Raw genomic sequence first — 16,074 nt, 5'->3', positions numbered from 1 at the left:
CTATTAAGCTGATCCAGTTCTGCTGGATTAGTTACGTCAACGTCACCCTGATGGTAACGTCATGGTTTACCGGCGAATAGCGCTCAACCATCAGGATACGGCATGGCTAAGGCACCCATCCAGGTCGTTTGGTTCAAACGCGATTTACGCATTCATGATCATGCGCCGCTTACCAATGCGGCCGCAGCTGGCCCGGTGCTGCCGCTCTTCGCCATTGAGCCTGACCAATGGCAAGCAGCGGATAGCGCGTTACGCCATTGGCAGTTTGCTGCAGATTCGCTTGTCGACCTCTCCAACGCTTTAGCAAAACTGGGCCTACCGCTATGTATCTGGCAAGGCGATATTGTCGGTTTGCTGAAGGCACTAAAAGCATACTACGGCCACATTGCCCTTCACTCTCACCAGGAAACTGGCAACGCCTGGAGTTTTGAACGAGATAAACGAGTGCATGCTTGGTGCCAAACCAACGGCATCACTTGGCAGGAAACCCGCCAACAGGGCGTGGTACGCGGGCTCAGCAGCCGCACGGGGCACCAAACCCGCTGGGAAAGCCACTGGGAATCGCTAATGTCGGCACCGACCTACCTTGCACCGCAAAGCGCCCAAACAGCCCCAGGCTGGGAAATCTTTCATCACCTTGACGTTGAGCAGCTACACACCCTGACGCTGGGGTTTGATACCACGCCGTGCCCCCAACGCCAGCGTGGCGGGCGCAGTGAAGGCCGCGCGCTGTGGCGCAGCTTTGTGCAAGCACGCGGGCGGCGTTATCGCGGCTCGCTGTCTAAACCGCTGTTGGCCTGGGAGTTTGGCTCACGGCTTTCACCTCACTTGGCCTGGGGCACGCTTTCCATGCGTGAAGTGGTCCAGTCGCTACGTCGTCAGCGGGAAAAACACAGCGATGACACGGCGTGGTCACGCTCGCTGCGCGCCTTCACTTCACGCCTTTACTGGCACTGCCACTTTATCCAAAAGCTAGAGAGCGAACCCAGCATTGAGAACCAAACGCTGCACCCGGCGCTGCGCGGCTTAAGAGAGCGTGACCCCACCCACCCTACTCTTATCGCTTGGAAACGTGGCCAAACCGGGGTGCCACTGGTAGATGCCTGTATGCGCAGTTTGATCGCGACTGGCTGGCTTAACTTTCGCATGCGCGCCATGCTAATTTCCCACGCCACGTTTGGCCTTGGGCTGCACTGGCGGGAACCGGCGCTGCACCTAGCGCGGCTGTTTACTGACTTCGAGCCGGGCATTCACTACCCCCAGGTGCAGATGCAAGCAGGAGCCACCGGCACTAATGCGCTGCGGGTATATAACCCAATTAAACAGGCGGAAGATAACGACCCCACTGGCGAGTTCGTCGCTCGCTGGGTACCAGAGCTAAAAAGACTACCGTTAGAGTGGCGTGCGAGGCCCTGGGCACTACCCGAAAGCCTGTGCCAGCGATTTGGTTTTCAGCCAGGCGAGCATTATCCGCTGCCCAACGATTTTGAAACCGAAGCGCGGCACTGGAAGAAAATGCTGTATGAGCTAAGACGCACGCCAGAAGCCAGAGAGTCCAGCCGAGCCATTGTGGATAAGCTCGCTAGCCAGCGGCGACCCAACAAGCGTACTAACACTAGAAAGCCCGTTAATCGCAAACAGCTTTCACTATTTGATAACGAGCTATTTGATAACGAGCTATTTAGTAACGATATGCTTGCCGACAATGAAGCCACGCACGGTGAAACAGCGCCGTTAGAGGGAAACAAACCTTCCAAATAGCCCCTTACCATAGCCCCTTACCAATGGCAGGGGCTATTTTTAACCGTCAGCGCAGCAAGTTAAATAAAACGCCCTAAGCCCACCGCAGAACGCAACCGATCCATAGTCACCGCCGCTTCTTCCCTAGCGCGTTCAGCACCTTTTTGTAGAACTGCTTCAATATACGCAGGGTCTTCCATCAATGCAGTGTAACGCTCGCGGGGTGCGCTTAAGTGCGCGTTTAAGTAGTCAAACACGTGGTTTTTAGCATCACCCCAACCGATACCTGCCGCATATTGCTCACGTAGCGCTGCGGCTTCTGCATTGCTGGCAAACGCTGCGTAAATTTGGAACAGCGTGCAGGTATCCGGGTCTTTAGGCTCACCGGGTTCCAGTGAGTTGGTTTTGATTTTACGCACCAACTTTTGCAGCTTCTTCTCGCTAGAGAAAAGCGGGATCGTATTGTTATAGCTTTTGGACATCTTACGACCGTCCAGTCCTTTCAATACCTCCCCTTTTTCATCCACAACGGCTTCAGGCTGAACAAAATATTGGCCTTTAAACAGGTGGTTGAAACGGCCGGCGATATCACGCGCCATTTCAATGTGCTGAATCTGGTCGCGCCCTACCGGCACTTTATTGGCGTTAAACATTAAGATGTCGGCAGCCATTAACACCGGATAGCCGAACAAGCCCATTGTGATACCTTTATCAGGGTCCTGGTCGCCGGCTTCTTCGTTTTCTGCAACCGCCGCTTTGTAAGCATGAGCGCGGTTCATCAGCCCCTTGGCGCACACGCACGACAGCATCCACATCAGTTCGGGAATTTCTAAGATATCCGACTGGCGATAGAAAATGGCGTTATCGGTATCTAACCCTAACGCAAGCCACGTAGCGGCGATTTCCAGCCGCGACTCCTGCACACGCTTAGGATCTTGGCACTTGATCAGCGCGTGATAGTCAGCAAGGAAGTAAAACGACTGTACGTTGGGGTCTTGGCTTGCCTCAATGGCAGGCTTAATAGCACCCACATAGTTACCAAGATGTGGCGTTCCGGTCGTGGTAATCCCGGTCAGCACACGGGTTTTAGCTGTCTGACTCATAGTGTGGATCCAGCTGAATAAAGGTCAAAAAAGGTAAGTCATTGTACACTTAATGCCAAACCACCGTCGCCTTTGTCTGCTGGCTTACCTCCCCTTCCTTCACGTTGATAAAGACAGGTAAGCTCTGTGCCAGCAGCGTTTCGCCATCAGTACTATCCACAGCAATCACCGCCCCGAGTGCCATCACCCACGGTTGACCATCGCGTTCAATCGGGATAAATAAGCAGCTATTGTGCTCGCAGGAACTGCTAAGCACCGTGGCTAACGGGTGCGCCACTAACTCTTCCCAGCTAATGATGTCCTCCCACCGATTAGGATGTTCACTGTCGATAGCAAGCACGTCCTCTCCCCACACCAGCTCACTAAAAGAAGCCACCGCCTGGGCAGCCGCTATTTCAGCACGCATTTGCGCTAACGTCGCAGCGCGGTAGTTACTTGCTAAACGCTCCTCTACCAGAGCGGATTGCACACTGATCGCGCCGACGACCACGGCGCTAGCCAGTAACCCCATGACCACGACTAACGCAACTCCTTGCTCCTGATGTCGATGTCGATGTCGATGTCGCATATCGCCTCCTTGCGAGTACTTATTGGCAAGCTTAAAGCCCCGCCTGTAGCGCAGCCGCGCGATGGGTAACGTAAAAATCAACCGCAGCCCCCTGACGACCCAGCGGCAGCGACACCATGCTGACGCCTTTGCCGACTGGCGTTCCAAGCGGCTCGTCTCTTTCACAGCCAACGCCTGCTGCATCGTCCGACGTTGTATAGTCAAAAGTGACCAATGGCTGAGACTCCCGCATATCTTGAACCGTGCAGCGGCAGTGGGCATCAACCACCACACACTGCAGACGAAAAAAAGGCGCTCCGTTTTCATCGGTAGCGCCTTGTCTGCGTAATGTGTCAGCAACGGTTGTCGCCACATAAAGAAGCGCTTCCTGATGGCGACCCAGCTGATCTACCTGCTTAAACGTATGAAAGGTGCTTAAGAAAAGCTGGCCTGCGCCAAGAACCACCACCACGCCAATGGCCATAGCAACTAATAGCTCTGGTAAGGTAAAACCGCGCTGCTCATCCATGGCAGGCCCACCGTTACGGTTGGTTGGGAAGTTGGAACACATAGTTGAAACTATCGTGGGGTTCGTTCGGCTCAGTACGTAGGCGCACCACCACATCAAACTGGCAGCCTTGTCGGTCGATACGGCTCTCTTGCCCCTGAGTATGGCTAAGCACTGCTAGTGGGTCCGTAAACCAGTGGCTAAGCCAAGCAGATTCAATCGTCGCTAACGGAATACTATTGCAGCGTTGGTGCGCAGCAAGCGCTGCCCATAGTCGCTCTTGGGCATCTACCGCAGCAACGTTCGCCAGCGACTGCGTATAGCCAGCGCTAGCACTTTGCAGGGCTTTTACCTGCATAGCCGCCACGCCCATCAGCCCAAACGCTAATATCACCAGCGCAATCAGCGCTTCAACCAGCGAAAGGCCACGTTGCCTGGGCATTTACCAGCACGCCTCAGGCAGGCGCTCGCCCCGTGCATTAAAATGAATATCGCTGTTACAGCCATCGGCTTGGGTTGTTGTAGCCGTCAGTAAAAAGCCACCGTCGTCTTCACTGCCATCAGAAGACGTAATGGTGTAGTTGCCATCGGGAGAGGCAGGCGTAAATGTGCAGTCGGTGTAAGCGTATTGGCGTGAATAGCAGCGCTCAAGCTCAGAAGCGGCCTGCAACAACCCTGCATGCGCGTCGGTGCGCAGCGAACGCTCTACGTAACGGGTGTAACTTGGGTAGGCAATACCCGCCACTATTCCAATAATCGCGACGGTAATTAGCATTTCTACTAGCGTAAAACCGTGCTGGCGAGCCTCCTGGCAGCTAGCACGGTACAGACAAGCACGACGAAAAAGGCATAAAGGCACTGAGCGTGCTCCTGTATCAGTTGGCCCATACGCGAAGTATGTCGCAAACCGATACACTTTGCATCAGTCGCTTACAATCACTTGCTCACGCAGCTCTTTCGGCATCGAAAAGGTGATATTTTCCTCGCGCCCCTGAAGCTCAATAGGCACCGCTGCTCCTAACGCTTGCAGCTTATCAATCACGCCTTTTACCAATACTTCTGGCGCACTGGCACCCGCAGTGACCCCAATACGGCTTACATTTTCAAGCCACGCGGGCTCAATTTGGTCGGCATTGTCGATTAAGTAAGCGGGCGTACCCATCCGCTCGGAAAGCTCACGTAGGCGGTTAGAGTTGGAGCTATTAGGGCTGCCAACAACCAGCACCAAGTCGCTATCTGCGGCCAACTCCCGTACTGCATCCTGGCGATTTTGAGTGGCATAGCAAATGTCGTCTTTGCGCGGCCCCTGGATCTCTGGGAATTTTTCACGCAGTGCGTCAATCACCTTAGCCGTGTCGTCCATCGAGAGCGTGGTTTGGGTCACAAACGCCAGCGCTGCGGGGTTATTAACCACCAGCTTCGCCACGTCCTGTTCATCCTCGACCAGATATATCTGGCCGCCGTGAGAGGTATCATAACGCCCCATGGTGCCTTCGACTTCCGGGTGGCCTTCATGGCCGATCAAAATGCACTCCTGACCACGCTTAGCGTAGCGCAGCACTTCCATATGCACTTTGGTCACCAGCGGGCAGGTCGCATCGAAGACTTTAAGGCCGCGCTGCTCGGCGTCCTGCTGCACCGCTCGGGAAACACCGTGAGCCGAGAAGATCACGATGACGTCATCGGGCACTTCATGGAGTTCTTCCACAAATACCGCGCCCCGTTCACGCAATGTTTCCACCACAAAGCGGTTATGAACCACCTCGTGGCGCACATAAATTGGCGGACCGAAGACATCTAGCGCACGGTTAACAATGTCGATCGCGCGATCGACACCCGCACAAAAACCACGCGGGTTCGCTAGCTTGATCTGTACCGGCTGTGTTGGCTGAGATGACTCTGATGACTGCATAAAAGCGCCTTGATGCTATTGCATCGCCTGTTAAATGAAAACGAGTGCTTAAAATCAGTGCTTGGTGATTGGTGTCACGTTCAATACGTCAACTTCAAACGTTAGCGTACGGCCCGCCAGTGGGTGATTAAAATCGACTTCCACACGGTCACCGTCAATGGTTTTGACCACACCAGGCAATTCCGTTCCCGCCTTATCGGCAAATGACATCACCATACCAATTTCCGGCTCTTCATCACCAAAATCAGCGCGTTTGAGGGTTTGGATATTTTGCGGGTTATGCTGCCCAAACGAGTGCTCAGGGGTAATCTGAAAAGACCCGCTCTGGCCAGCAGCCATACCTTTAATAGGGTGTTCAAAGCCAGGCGGCAAATTGCCATCGCCATATTGAAAGGTAGCAGGCGTTTTCTCTTTAGTGGAATCAACTACCGTGCCGTCTTCTAGCTTCAGCGTAAAGTGCAGGGTAATTTCCATACCGTCATCGATTAGGTAGTCCATAACGTTCCTCGCAATCGTATGCAAATAGTCATGTGGGCAGTGTATCACTGCCCTTTCATCGTGGAGCCGTTACGCGGCTTTTTTGCGACGCCGATCACCCATTATCGACTCCCAAATTAACCCTACCGCTCCTAAGGTAATGCCGATATCGGCAATATTAAAGGCGGGGTAATACCAGCCAGCAGCGTGGAACGATAAGAAGTCCACCACGTAGCCATGGACTAAACGGTCATACAGGTTACCCAGGGCACCGCCAATAATTAGCGGCAACGCCACAGCCAGCAGCTTTTCATCCGCTCTAACGCGGGCAAGCCAGATGGTTAAGCCAATGCTGGCACCAATGGCCACAATGGCAAAAAACCAGCGCTGCCAGCCAGGGTGGTCCGCTAAAAAGCTAAACGCCGCGCCAGTGTTGTGCAGCAGCGTAAGGTTGAAAAACGGCAGCACTTCAACGGGCTGGGCATAATTCAAAAAGTGGCTGGCCATGTACTTGGTCAGCAAATCCAACACGATGACCGCCACCGCCAGCCACAGCCAGCGCAGCGGCCGCCGCATGGGCGGCCGCTGGTGTGGATCGTTGGTGGTTAACGCAGGATTAGGCATAGTGACGAATCTCGCCGCTTCCTTCGGGAAGATTGCTAATACAGCGGCCACACAAATCTGGGTGCTCAGCATGAGTGCCAACATCGGCACGGTGGTGCCAGCAGCGCTCGCACTTCTGGTGCTCGCTTGCACTAACGGCCACTTTCAAGCCGTCAAGCTCGGTGCTTTCGGCGTTGGCAGCATCCGCTAGCGGTGCCAGATGTACTTCACTGGTGAGAATAACGAAGCGCAGCTCATCGCCCAACTTGGCAAGCGTAGCGTTCAGCTCATCGCTAACGTAAAGCGTCACTTCCGCCGCCAAACTACCTTTGATGACTTTGGCATTACGCGCGTCTTCCAGGCACTTGTTCACCGAGTGCTTCACTTCAAGCACCTGCTCCCAGAAGGCACGGCCCATCGCGGCATCATCTGCCAAGGTGCCAAGTTCGGTGTAGTAGGTTTCCAGCAGCACACTGTCGCCACGCTCGCCGGGAATATGCTCGTAAATCTCCTCGGCAGTGAACGACAGAATCGGTGCGACCCAGCGGCTGAGCGCTTCAACCACATGATAAAGCGCAGTTTGCGCGCTGCGGCGGGCCAATGAATCTGTTTGGGTGGTGTACTGGCGGTCTTTGATAACATCCAGGTAGAAACCGCCCAATTCCCGTGCGCAGAAGCCGTGCACCTGCTGGTACACATCCAGGAAACGGTACTCTTCATAGGCTTTTTCGATGCGCCCTTGCAGCTGTGCCGCGCGGTCGACCACCCACTGATCCAGCGCCAGCATATCGCCAAAGGCCACCTGATCTTTAACCGGATCAAAACCGTTCAGGTTAGAAAGCAAGAAGCGCGCGGTGTTACGAATGCGGCGGTACACATCGGCGGTGCGCTTAAGAATTTCATCTGACACCGCCATTTCACCAGAGTAATCGGTAGACGCGACCCACAGGCGAAGAATATCGGCACCCAGCTTATCCATTACTGTTTGCGGCGCAACCACATTGCCGATGGACTTCGACATCTTGCGGCCCTGGGCATCGACCGTGAAACCGTGGGTCAGCAGCTGACGGTACGGCGGGTGGCCGTCAATCGCGGAGCCGGTCAGTAGCGACGAATGGAACCAACCACGGTGCTGATCCGAGCCTTCCAGGTACAGGTCAGCACGCGGGCCGCTTTCATGGCCATGGGGGTGCGAGCCGCGCAGTACGTGACGGTGCGTGGTGCCGGAATCAAACCAAACATCCAAGGTATCGGTGACTTTATCGTACTCAGACGCTTCAGCACCTAATAGCTCTGCAGGGTCGAGTTTAAACCACGCCTCAATGCCCTCTTGCTCCACGCGCTTAGCGGCTTCTTCCATTAGCTCAACCGTATTCGGGTGAAGCTCGCCGGTTTGCTTATGCAGGAAGAACGGAATCGGCACGCCCCAGTTACGCTGGCGAGAGATACACCAATCAGGGCGATTAGCGATCATGCTATGCAAGCGCGCCTGCCCCCATGCGGGAGTAAACTCAGTGGCTTCAATACCTTCTAGCGCCCGCTCGCGCAGGGTTTTGCCGTCTTTACCTTGAATATCCATGCCCACAAACCACTGGGCAGTAGCGCGGTAAATCACCGGTGACTTATGCCGCCAGCAGTGCATATAGCTGTGCTTGATGGGCGTATGCGCCATCAGCGCGTTCACTTCGCGCAATTTCTCAACGATATTCGGGTTGGCTTTCCAAATCATCTGGCCGCCGAAGAACGGCAGATCATCGGCATAAACACCGTTGCCCTGCACCGGGTTGAGCATGTCGTCAAAGCTCATGTCATGCTCACGACAGGTGATAAAGTCATCCATGCCGTAGGAAGGGGCAGAGTGAACAATACCCGTGCTGCCCACTTCCGACTCAACGTAATCCGCTAGATACACCGGCGAAAGACGATCATAGAACGGGTGACGGAAGTTGATCAGGTCCAGCGCTTTACCTTGCGCAGTAGCCATCACGCTACCGGTCAATCCATAGCGCTCTAAACAGCTTTCTACCAGCTCTTCCGCGAGCAGCAGCAGGCGTTCGCCGGTATCCACTAGCGCGTAGGTAAACTCAGGATGAACGTTCAGTGCCTGGTTGGCAGGAATTGTCCAAGGCGTGGTGGTCCAGATCACCACTGCCGCTGGCTTGGGCAATTCGCTTAAACCAAAGGCCGCTGCCAGCTTGTCGGCATCTTCTACCGGAAAAGCCACATCGATAGCATCGGATTTCTTATCAGCGTACTCAACTTCCGCTTCGGCCAGCGCCGAGCCACAATCAAAGCACCAGTTAACTGGTTTTAAGCCTTTGAACACGTAGCCCGCATCGACCATATCGGCCAACGCACGGATTTCCCCCGCCTCGTTGGCGTAGTCCATCGAACGGTACGGGTGGTCCCAGTCACCAATAATACCCAGACGCACAAAGTCCGCTAGCTGGGTTTCGATCTGTGCACCAGCGTACTCACGGCATAGCTCACGGGCTTTATCGGCAGCCAAATGTTTACCGTGGGTAGTTTCTACCTTGTGCTCAATAGGCAGACCGTGGCAATCCCAACCCGGCACGTAAGGGGCATCAAAACCCGCCAGGTTTTTTGATTTAACGATAATATCTTTAAGAATTTTATTAACGGCGTGACCGATATGAATGCTGCCGTTGGCGTAGGGAGGGCCATCGTGCAACACAAACAGCGGCGCGCCCGCGCGGGTGTCGCGCAAGCGCTGGTACAGGTCCATATCCTGCCATTTAGAAACGCGCCCTGGCTCCTGCTTCGGCAGCATGCCGCGCATGGGAAAGTCGGTTTCTGGCAAGTTTAGCGTGTGCTTATAATCCATAGTCCGGTCAGCCGTCGTTAGCATCGGCGGCGTTATCCGCCGAAGAGAAATCAGAAGAAGCGGTCTCACGCCCAAGCGGGGCCGAGGCCAGCGGAAGAGCATTCATGCAGCCAGTACCCGCTGTCGCAAAGTAGCGGCGCGCTCTGGCTTGATCGTGTTCAATTTGCGTTTTCAACGCATCAAAATCATCAAACTTCACTTCCCCGCGTAGCCGCGCGCAGGGGTAAACCGTCAGCCGCTGACCATAAAGGTCGCCTGAAAATTCCAATAAATGAACTTCCAGCGTCGGGCGCTTAGACCCCACCGTTGGCCGAAAGCCAACATTTGCTACTGCAGGGTAACGCTGGCCATTAGCCAGTTCAGCCACCACGGCAAACACACCGCGCAGCGTTAACGGCTGGGGCAATAGCGGCAAGTTAGCAGTAGGCACACCAATGGTGCGCCCTAGCTGTTGGTCACGCACCACGCGGCCATGCAGTGAATAAGGCCGACCTAGCAGGCGCGCCGCAACCTCGAAATTGCCGCTGGCAAGTAAGGTGCGCACCCGCGTGCTGGATACCCGCTCGTCATCGACCTTAAAGGTGCGGGTGTGCTCTACACCAAACCCTTCCACCAGCCCGACGGTTTCCAGCAGATTGAAGTCGCCACGGCGGTCACAGCCAAAGCGGAAGTCGTCGCCCACCACCAAATGCTTTACCCCTAGACCATCAATCAGCACCTGATCGATAAACTCGCGCCCGGTCAGGCTGCGCAAGGCATCGTTGAAGGGTAGGCATAGCACCTGCTCGGCCCCATGATCGCGCAGCAGGCGCACTTTTTCGCGCAGGCGGGTTAGCCGTGGCGGCGCTTGCTCACCGGCAAAAAACTCCCGCGGCTGAGGTTCAAACACCACCACCGTCAACGGCACATTCAAGCGCGCCGAATGCTCACGGCACTGCTGCAGGATCGCCTGATGGCCGCGATGCACACCATCAAAATTACCGATGGTAGCAACGCAGCCACGATGAGCCGCTGTCAGATTGTGCAGACCTCGTATGACGTGCATGGCACCTCTTTTTTAAAAGCGTTTGCCGTTTTAAAAGCGTTTACCGTTTAAAAGCCTTCGATTATAACGAACGCGCTGTTCCGGTGCAGGGGAAGATTACCTTCGTCCTGGCATTAGCTACTCGTTCACCTTAATGCTGGCTGTTTGCGCATTAGCTATTCATCTTAAAGTGGCGCAGCCGCAGGCCAAATGCGGTCAGCCAAGCGAAATAAAGCCCGCCGCCCAGCACGACTAATCCTGCCACCCAGTAAATACGTTGCCACAGCTCAAACTCAAGCCATGCCTGCCAATCAGGGGCTACCAGATAAAGCGCACTGCTCATTAACGCGCTGCCGCCCACTAATTGAACGGCGTAACGTCCCCACCCTGGCTGAAAGATCAACACCTTCTGGCGATAGAGCAGATACCCCAGCAACCCAGCATTTAAAAATGCCGACAGTGCGGTCGCCAGCGCCAAACCCGCGTGGGCAAGCGGCCAAATCAACAGCAGGTTGAACACCATGTTAGCCACCATGGCGATAATGCCCACTTTCACCGGCGTTTTAGTATCCTGGCGAGCAAAGAAACCCGGCGCTAACACTTTAATCAACATAAACGCCACCAGCCCAAACGCGTAGGCACGTAGGCTCATGGCAGCCATTTGAATATCGTTATCGGTCATTGCCCCGTAGTGGAACAGGGTAATCAAAAACGGTTCCGCCAACACGGCCAACGCCAGCGCAGCGGGCACTCCTAACAACAGCACCACACGAATGGCCCAGTCCAGCATGGCCGAAAAGTGTTCGGTGGACTGCTCCGCATGGCGCTTAGAAAGCGCTGGCAAAATGATCGTACCAATCGCCACACCAAACACCCCAAGCGGCAGCTCGACCAACCTATCCGAATAGTACAGCCATGACACGCTACCCGCCGTTAATAACGACGCCAATACGGTGTCCAGCAGCAGATTAATCTGCGAGACCGACACCCCAAACAGCGCGGGGGCCATCAGCTTCAGAATGCGCTTCACCCCTTCATGGGCAAAATTTGGCCACGGGGTTGGCAACAGCCCCAGGCGCAGCAAAAACGGCACCTGAAACACTAATTGGGCAGCCCCGGCAATCAACACCCCCCAAGCCAGCGCCATGGCGGGCTCTTCCATTAACGGCATGAGCAGCAGCGCCGCGCCAATCAGCGAAAGATTCAGCAGCACCGGGGTAAAGGCGGGCACCGCAAAGCGGTTCCAGGTGTTCAGCACGCTACCCGAAAACGCCGTTAACGAAATCAACAGCAAATAGGGAAACGTCAGCCGCAGCATATCGGCAGTCATCGCTAACTTTTCGGGGTCACGCCCGAAGCCAGGGGCAAACACCCACACCAGCCACGGGGCACCCAACATCGCCAACGCGGTTATTAGCGCTAAAATGGCCGTTAGGCTGCCCGCCACCGCATTTAGTAACTCACGAATTTCCTGCTTACTGCGCTGGGTAGAGTACTCGGAAAGCACCGGCACAAAGGCTTGGTTAAACGCCCCTTCAGCAAACAAACGGCGCAGAAAGTTAGGAATTTTAAACGCGACAAAAAACGCATCGGCCCCGCTTCCCGCCCCCAAAAAGGTCGCCACCACCACATCGCGCACCAGCCCCATCACTCGCGACAGCATGGTCATCGCGCTGACCACTAACCCAGAGCGCATCAACCCGCGGCGCGGGGGAGACATATTGGCTTGCGGAGGCGTGTTCGTGGTCATGACTCAATCCATAAGCTCACAGTGCATCGCTACAGGCGATGTTCAGACACAAAAAAACCGGCCGCAGCCGGTTTTTTTTATGGCGCCTGCCGGCTTACGCCGCCAGAGCCTTAATGCGCTTGTTCAAGCGGCTTTTCAGACGTGCAGCTTTCTTCTTAGAAAGAACGTCTTTATCAGCGATGCGGTCGACAACCGGCTGCATAGCCCGGAACTCTTCCATCGCTTTGCCATGATCGCCAGTGCTGATCGCTTTGATCACACGCTTGATGTAGGTGCGGACCATGCTGCGCTGGCTGGCTTTCAGGACGCGACGAGTCTCGGCCTGGCGGGCGCGCTTGCGTGCTTGCTTGCTGTTCGCCACAGGTATCTCCTTGGAGAATAAAGGTTGCCAATCAACGGCAACGAATTAACTATGTATTTGTCGGTCGGCTTTTATCTCTAGGTTTTCACCTCTAGGTTTTCGCCACGACACGACCTTTCCGTCAGTATCTTTCCACAACAACCAATTGATTTGGAAGCAATTAAAATGCTGCCAAATAGTGTAACGAGCAGTTCAAAATCTGCCCGCCCACGGGTCTTGTCTGAGAGGATGGCATAGTCTATCACGCGTTAAGCGGGCTTGCCAGCGCTTGTCAATGCTTTTCTACCTGCAGCATCACGCTTAATTCAGCACCTCTTTCGCTCTACAGGCTGTATCAAACGCTATTTCTTCAAAGACTATTTCTTCTTCAAACGCTATTTCTTCGAGTCCAAGAAATCAACCTGCGCATACGCGTTGCGTAGCCATACCTTCATGCGCTGACGCTCGGCAATATTCATAAGGCTACGGTCGTTGGCCACCGCCCAAAAGCTGCTGTTGTTGAAGTCAATTTTCTGGGTCAGTTTGGCATGTAGCTTGGGCAGCTCTATCAACGTAGCGCCCTGGGCGCTGGCCTGTTGATAAACATCAGAGCGCTGGAAGCGCGTGAAATTCTCACCCCGCCCCAAGTTTTGCACCACCACTAGCTCAACCGGCTGGGCACTGTAACGTTCCAGCACCTCGGCAAGCAGTGCAACAGAATCCGCTCCATCATCCATCACGTGCCACCACACCACCTGCATGCCTAGCTCATTCAACAGCCCAAACACATCGGTATCTTCAATCCAGCGGTTAATCGGCTGGGCAGACTGTGCCGCCAAATCAATAATTAAGTCCCGCTCGGGGTGCTCTTCCAGCGCCGTCAGTATGCCGTCTAGGCTATCGTCGTCGCCCACCACCACGGGGGAGGCATAATCCTGATAAAAGCGCGAAAACGTCCCGTGGGAAGCATCGCAATCAAACCCCAAGAATGGCATCTCGTGATCGATGTAATACTGCGCCAACACCCGCGCCGTCATCGACTTACCCACCCCACCTTTCTCACCGCCAATAAAGTGCACCCTGCCCATACCTGTTTCTCCAGTGTGGTAAATACCCAGCCCTTAGCGAATTTAGCAGGAAATGGCAAAAGCGGAAGACATAACAAGAGTGTTAATACGCAGGCAAAACCATGGATTCCTGCTAAGGGCATGCGGAAATGACGAACCTGGGGCGTCATCTCTGTGAGTGGCGGGTGTCATCTACCCCAACATCACTCCCGAATGCACCACACCGTCATGCCCGAGTGGGGTCATCGGGAATCCATTTCGACCGTTGCCCGATACGACTCAACTGCCCGCCTCACCATGGATTCCCGCTAAGGGCATGCGGGAATGACGGACCTGGGGCGTCACCTCAGTAAGTGGCGGGTGTCAGCCGCCCCACGATCACTCCCGAGTAAACCACCGCACCGTCATTCCCGAGTGGGGTTATCGGGAATCCATTTCGACCGTTGCCCGATACGACTCAACTGCCCGCCTCACCATGGATTCCCGCTAAGGGCATGCGGGAATGACGGACCTGGGGCGTCACCTCAGTAAGTGGCGGGTGTTAGCTACCCCAACATCACTCCCGAATGCACCGCATCGTCATTCCCGAGCTAACCACCACACCGCTATGCCCGAGTAAACCACCGCACCGTCATTCCCGAGTGGGGTTATCGGGAATCCATTTTGACCTTTGCCCGATGATACTCAACTACCTGCCTCACCATGGATTCCCGCTAAGGGCATGCGAATTACAGACTTGGGGCGTAACCTCTGTGAGTGGCGGGTGTCAGTCGCCCAACATCACCTTGGTATGCTCACGCTGCTGTTTCACCGCATCATCTAGCAGATCCAGCAGCTTTTCATAGTCCGCAGGCATCTCTTTATCCATGCCGGTGTCTTCAAAGCGTTGTAGTGTAGCTTGAGTGTCCGCTATGACTGTTTGTAGCTCGTCGATAACGTGTTGTTGTTCTTCATTGGTCATATTGCCCCTCATAAAAAAACCGACCCCAAAGGGAGTCGGTTGAGTGTACCGCTTAGCTATCAAGAATTCGCTGTATCGTGAAGCTCTAGATTAACCCAGCAGAGAAAGCACGTTCTGCGGGATCTGTTTAGCCTGTACCAGTACGGAAGTACCTGTCTGTTAAGAAAACACCCAGTCCTTAGCAAAGTGAACGACAAAGCGAGCAACAATGATGCTTTGAATAACTAAATCTTTGCCTTACCAGAAATAACGGCTTTAAAACCAGCTTTAGTGATCGGCTGTTGATTAGCATCAACTACCTTACCGCCTAAACGGGCCAACGATTTCGCAAGAGAAACCAGCCGCGCAAGCTGGAGCTTACTAGGTGAAAGAGAACGGCTATTTTCATTCACTTTAATAGCGATACCCTTAATCAAGTACTGGCTATTATCGTCTGTAAACGAAGGAAGCTGCCCAGGAGGAAAAGCGTTTTCAATAACGATTGGGTTAAGGGAAGACTCCCCCGTCACCGTAAAAGCTTTTGTATTAGGTTCATACACCGCGCCAGCAGATGCCAGCGCCACACTTAAGCGCTCGTTTAGCCCAGGGGAAGGGGTTTCAAACACCACCTGCACACCCCAAGACGTACTGCCTTCATTTGCCAACGTGGGGACATCTTCTACTTGCGCTTTTGTACCCATCGAAAGCTTTCGGGGTTTATTAGCCGGTTGGAGAGCGCCTCTAGCCCCATCGCTAAGAATTAAATACATAGCGACAAAACCACAGGTCAGGCTGACCCACATCGTAACAATCGCCACCATCAACGTAAGCGTATAAGTATCCATACTAGTTTCTCATCCCTGGCACCCACCGCGCCTTCACGCCCTCGCCTTATAAAAGTACTCTATTGTCAGAAGCATAGCCAACAAATAAGCATGCTAATAGATTATGGCAAAAAAGTCCGCAATCGCCAGCAAACCTTGGTCTAAAGCAACGGCTCTTCACCCCTCCAACATCACCTAGTATGCTCACGCTGCTGTTTCACCGCGCCGTCTAAAATATCCAGCAGCTTTTCATAGTCCTCCGGCATCTCTTTATCCATGCCGGTGTCTTCAAAGCGTTGTAGCGTGGCTTGAGTGTCCGCTATGACTGTTTGCAGCTCGTCGATAACGTGTTGTTGTTCTTCATTGGTCATATTACCCCCAACAAAAAACCGAC

18 protein-coding genes are annotated in these 16,074 nt (G+C 54.3%); 1 reads left to right on the top strand and 17 read right to left on the bottom strand.

Translation table 11 applies throughout. From position 1 onward, the window contains the following. Window positions 1-102: 102 nt before the first annotated feature. A complete protein-coding gene (locus M0220_RS09000) occupies window positions 103-1,761 on the top strand; it encodes an FAD-binding domain-containing protein (protein ID WP_264017411.1) in 1,659 nt (552 codons plus the stop codon). 59 nt (window positions 1,762-1,820) lie between these two features. On the opposite strand, the gene M0220_RS08995 is transcribed toward M0220_RS09000, so the two are convergent. The 17 genes from M0220_RS08995 to M0220_RS08920 form a co-directional block, all read right to left on the bottom strand. Further along, window positions 1,821-2,843: a tryptophan--tRNA ligase gene (locus M0220_RS08995; RefSeq protein WP_030071162.1), complete on the bottom strand. Its 1,023-nt coding sequence runs from the start codon at window positions 2,841-2,843 to the stop codon at window positions 1,821-1,823. Between the two features lie 49 nt (window positions 2,844-2,892). Further along, a complete protein-coding gene (locus tag M0220_RS08990) occupies window positions 2,893-3,411 on the bottom strand; it encodes a pilus assembly PilX family protein (protein ID WP_264017410.1) in 519 nt (172 codons plus the stop codon). A gap of 31 nt (window positions 3,412-3,442) precedes the next feature. Beyond that, on the bottom strand, window positions 3,443-3,919 hold the full coding sequence (locus M0220_RS08985; RefSeq protein ID WP_030071166.1) for a PilW family protein: 477 nt from the start codon (window positions 3,917-3,919) through the stop codon (window positions 3,443-3,445). Window positions 3,920-3,932: 13 nt separating this feature from the next. After that, window positions 3,933-4,340 carry a type IV pilus modification PilV family protein gene (locus M0220_RS08980; protein ID WP_030071167.1) on the bottom strand — a complete coding sequence of 136 codons (408 nt, stop codon included), beginning with the start codon at window positions 4,338-4,340 and terminating at the stop codon, window positions 3,933-3,935. Beyond that, complete coding sequence (locus M0220_RS08975) at window positions 4,341-4,757, bottom strand: type IV pilin protein (protein ID WP_269556844.1); 417 nt, start codon at window positions 4,755-4,757, stop codon at window positions 4,341-4,343. A 63-nt stretch (window positions 4,758-4,820) separates the two neighbouring features. Beyond that, entirely contained in the window at window positions 4,821-5,810 is a 990-nt protein-coding gene (gene ispH / locus M0220_RS08970; RefSeq protein ID WP_030071170.1) for a 4-hydroxy-3-methylbut-2-enyl diphosphate reductase, read from the bottom strand. Window positions 5,811-5,864: 54 nt separating this feature from the next. Beyond that, complete coding sequence (gene fkpB / locus M0220_RS08965; RefSeq protein ID WP_009097963.1) at window positions 5,865-6,308, bottom strand: FKBP-type peptidyl-prolyl cis-trans isomerase; 444 nt, start codon at window positions 6,306-6,308, stop codon at window positions 5,865-5,867. 69 nt (window positions 6,309-6,377) lie between these two features. Further along, complete coding sequence (lspA, locus tag M0220_RS08960; protein ID WP_030071174.1) at window positions 6,378-6,911, bottom strand: signal peptidase II; 534 nt, start codon at window positions 6,909-6,911, stop codon at window positions 6,378-6,380. After that, window positions 6,904-9,735: an isoleucine--tRNA ligase gene (gene ileS, locus M0220_RS08955; protein ID WP_264019187.1), complete on the bottom strand. Its 2,832-nt coding sequence runs from the start codon at window positions 9,733-9,735 to the stop codon at window positions 6,904-6,906. Before ileS ends, lspA begins: the two co-directional genes overlap by 8 nt. A gap of 7 nt (window positions 9,736-9,742) precedes the next feature. After that, window positions 9,743-10,780, bottom strand: a complete 1,038-nt coding sequence (gene ribF, locus M0220_RS08950; protein ID WP_264019186.1) for a bifunctional riboflavin kinase/FAD synthetase — start codon at window positions 10,778-10,780, stop codon at window positions 9,743-9,745. Between the two features lie 151 nt (window positions 10,781-10,931). Then, window positions 10,932-12,509, bottom strand: coding sequence for a murein biosynthesis integral membrane protein MurJ (gene murJ / locus M0220_RS08945; protein WP_030071180.1), 1,578 nt, complete (start codon window positions 12,507-12,509; stop codon window positions 10,932-10,934). 94 nt (window positions 12,510-12,603) lie between these two features. Continuing rightward, window positions 12,604-12,870, bottom strand: a complete 267-nt coding sequence (rpsT, locus tag M0220_RS08940; protein ID WP_009722795.1) for a 30S ribosomal protein S20 — start codon at window positions 12,868-12,870, stop codon at window positions 12,604-12,606. Window positions 12,871-13,244: 374 nt separating this feature from the next. Beyond that, window positions 13,245-13,937, bottom strand: a complete 693-nt coding sequence (locus tag M0220_RS08935) for a P-loop NTPase family protein (protein WP_264019185.1) — start codon at window positions 13,935-13,937, stop codon at window positions 13,245-13,247. A 745-nt stretch (window positions 13,938-14,682) separates the two neighbouring features. After that, entirely contained in the window at window positions 14,683-14,877 is a 195-nt protein-coding gene (locus M0220_RS08930) for a hypothetical protein (protein ID WP_264019184.1), read from the bottom strand. Window positions 14,878-14,967: 90 nt separating this feature from the next. Then, a complete protein-coding gene (locus M0220_RS17400) occupies window positions 14,968-15,018 on the bottom strand; it encodes a hypothetical protein (protein ID WP_404813859.1) in 51 nt (16 codons plus the stop codon). A gap of 83 nt (window positions 15,019-15,101) precedes the next feature. Further along, on the bottom strand, window positions 15,102-15,701 hold the full coding sequence (locus M0220_RS08925) for a hypothetical protein (RefSeq protein WP_264019183.1): 600 nt from the start codon (window positions 15,699-15,701) through the stop codon (window positions 15,102-15,104). Between the two features lie 170 nt (window positions 15,702-15,871). Then, window positions 15,872-16,051 (bottom strand): hypothetical protein, encoded by a 180-nt coding sequence (locus M0220_RS08920; protein WP_264019182.1) that lies wholly within the window; start codon window positions 16,049-16,051, stop codon window positions 15,872-15,874. Window positions 16,052-16,074: the final 23 nt, after the last annotated feature.

The sequence above is a fragment of the Halomonas qinghailakensis genome, from assembly GCF_025820815.1.
Taxonomy (GTDB): Bacteria; Pseudomonadota; Gammaproteobacteria; order Pseudomonadales; family Halomonadaceae; genus Vreelandella; species Vreelandella qaidamensis.
The sequence above is the reverse complement of the archived record's forward strand: the minus strand, read 5'-3'. Positions and strand labels throughout refer to the sequence as shown.

Bases quoted from the DNA above. Each gene is read 5' to 3' on its own strand.
- ispH (WP_030071170.1), bottom strand. From the start codon at position 5,810: ATGCAGTCATCAGAGTCATCTCAGCCAACACAGCCGGTACAGATCAAG.
- M0220_RS08930 (WP_264019184.1), bottom strand. From the start codon at position 14,877: ATGACCAATGAAGAACAACAACACGTTATCGACGAGCTACAAACAGTC.
- fkpB (WP_009097963.1), bottom strand. From the start codon at position 6,308: ATGGACTACCTAATCGATGACGGTATGGAAATTACCCTGCACTTTACG.
- murJ (WP_030071180.1), bottom strand. From the start codon at position 12,509: ATGACCACGAACACGCCTCCGCAAGCCAATATGTCTCCCCCGCGCCGC.
- M0220_RS08925 (WP_264019183.1), bottom strand. From the start codon at position 15,701: ATGGATACTTATACGCTTACGTTGATGGTGGCGATTGTTACGATGTGG.
- lspA (WP_030071174.1), bottom strand. From the start codon at position 6,911: ATGCCTAATCCTGCGTTAACCACCAACGATCCACACCAGCGGCCGCCC.
- ribF (WP_264019186.1), bottom strand. From the start codon at position 10,780: ATGCACGTCATACGAGGTCTGCACAATCTGACAGCGGCTCATCGTGGC.
- M0220_RS08990 (WP_264017410.1), bottom strand. From the start codon at position 3,411: ATGCGACATCGACATCGACATCGACATCAGGAGCAAGGAGTTGCGTTA.
- ileS (WP_264019187.1), bottom strand. From the start codon at position 9,735: ATGGATTATAAGCACACGCTAAACTTGCCAGAAACCGACTTTCCCATG.
- M0220_RS09000 (WP_264017411.1), top strand. From the start codon at position 103: ATGGCTAAGGCACCCATCCAGGTCGTTTGGTTCAAACGCGATTTACGC.
- M0220_RS08985 (WP_030071166.1), bottom strand. From the start codon at position 3,919: ATGGATGAGCAGCGCGGTTTTACCTTACCAGAGCTATTAGTTGCTATG.
- M0220_RS08980 (WP_030071167.1), bottom strand. From the start codon at position 4,340: ATGCCCAGGCAACGTGGCCTTTCGCTGGTTGAAGCGCTGATTGCGCTG.
- M0220_RS08995 (WP_030071162.1), bottom strand. From the start codon at position 2,843: ATGAGTCAGACAGCTAAAACCCGTGTGCTGACCGGGATTACCACGACC.
- M0220_RS08920 (WP_264019182.1), bottom strand. From the start codon at position 16,051: ATGACCAATGAAGAACAACAACACGTTATCGACGAGCTGCAAACAGTC.
- M0220_RS08935 (WP_264019185.1), bottom strand. From the start codon at position 13,937: ATGGGCAGGGTGCACTTTATTGGCGGTGAGAAAGGTGGGGTGGGTAAG.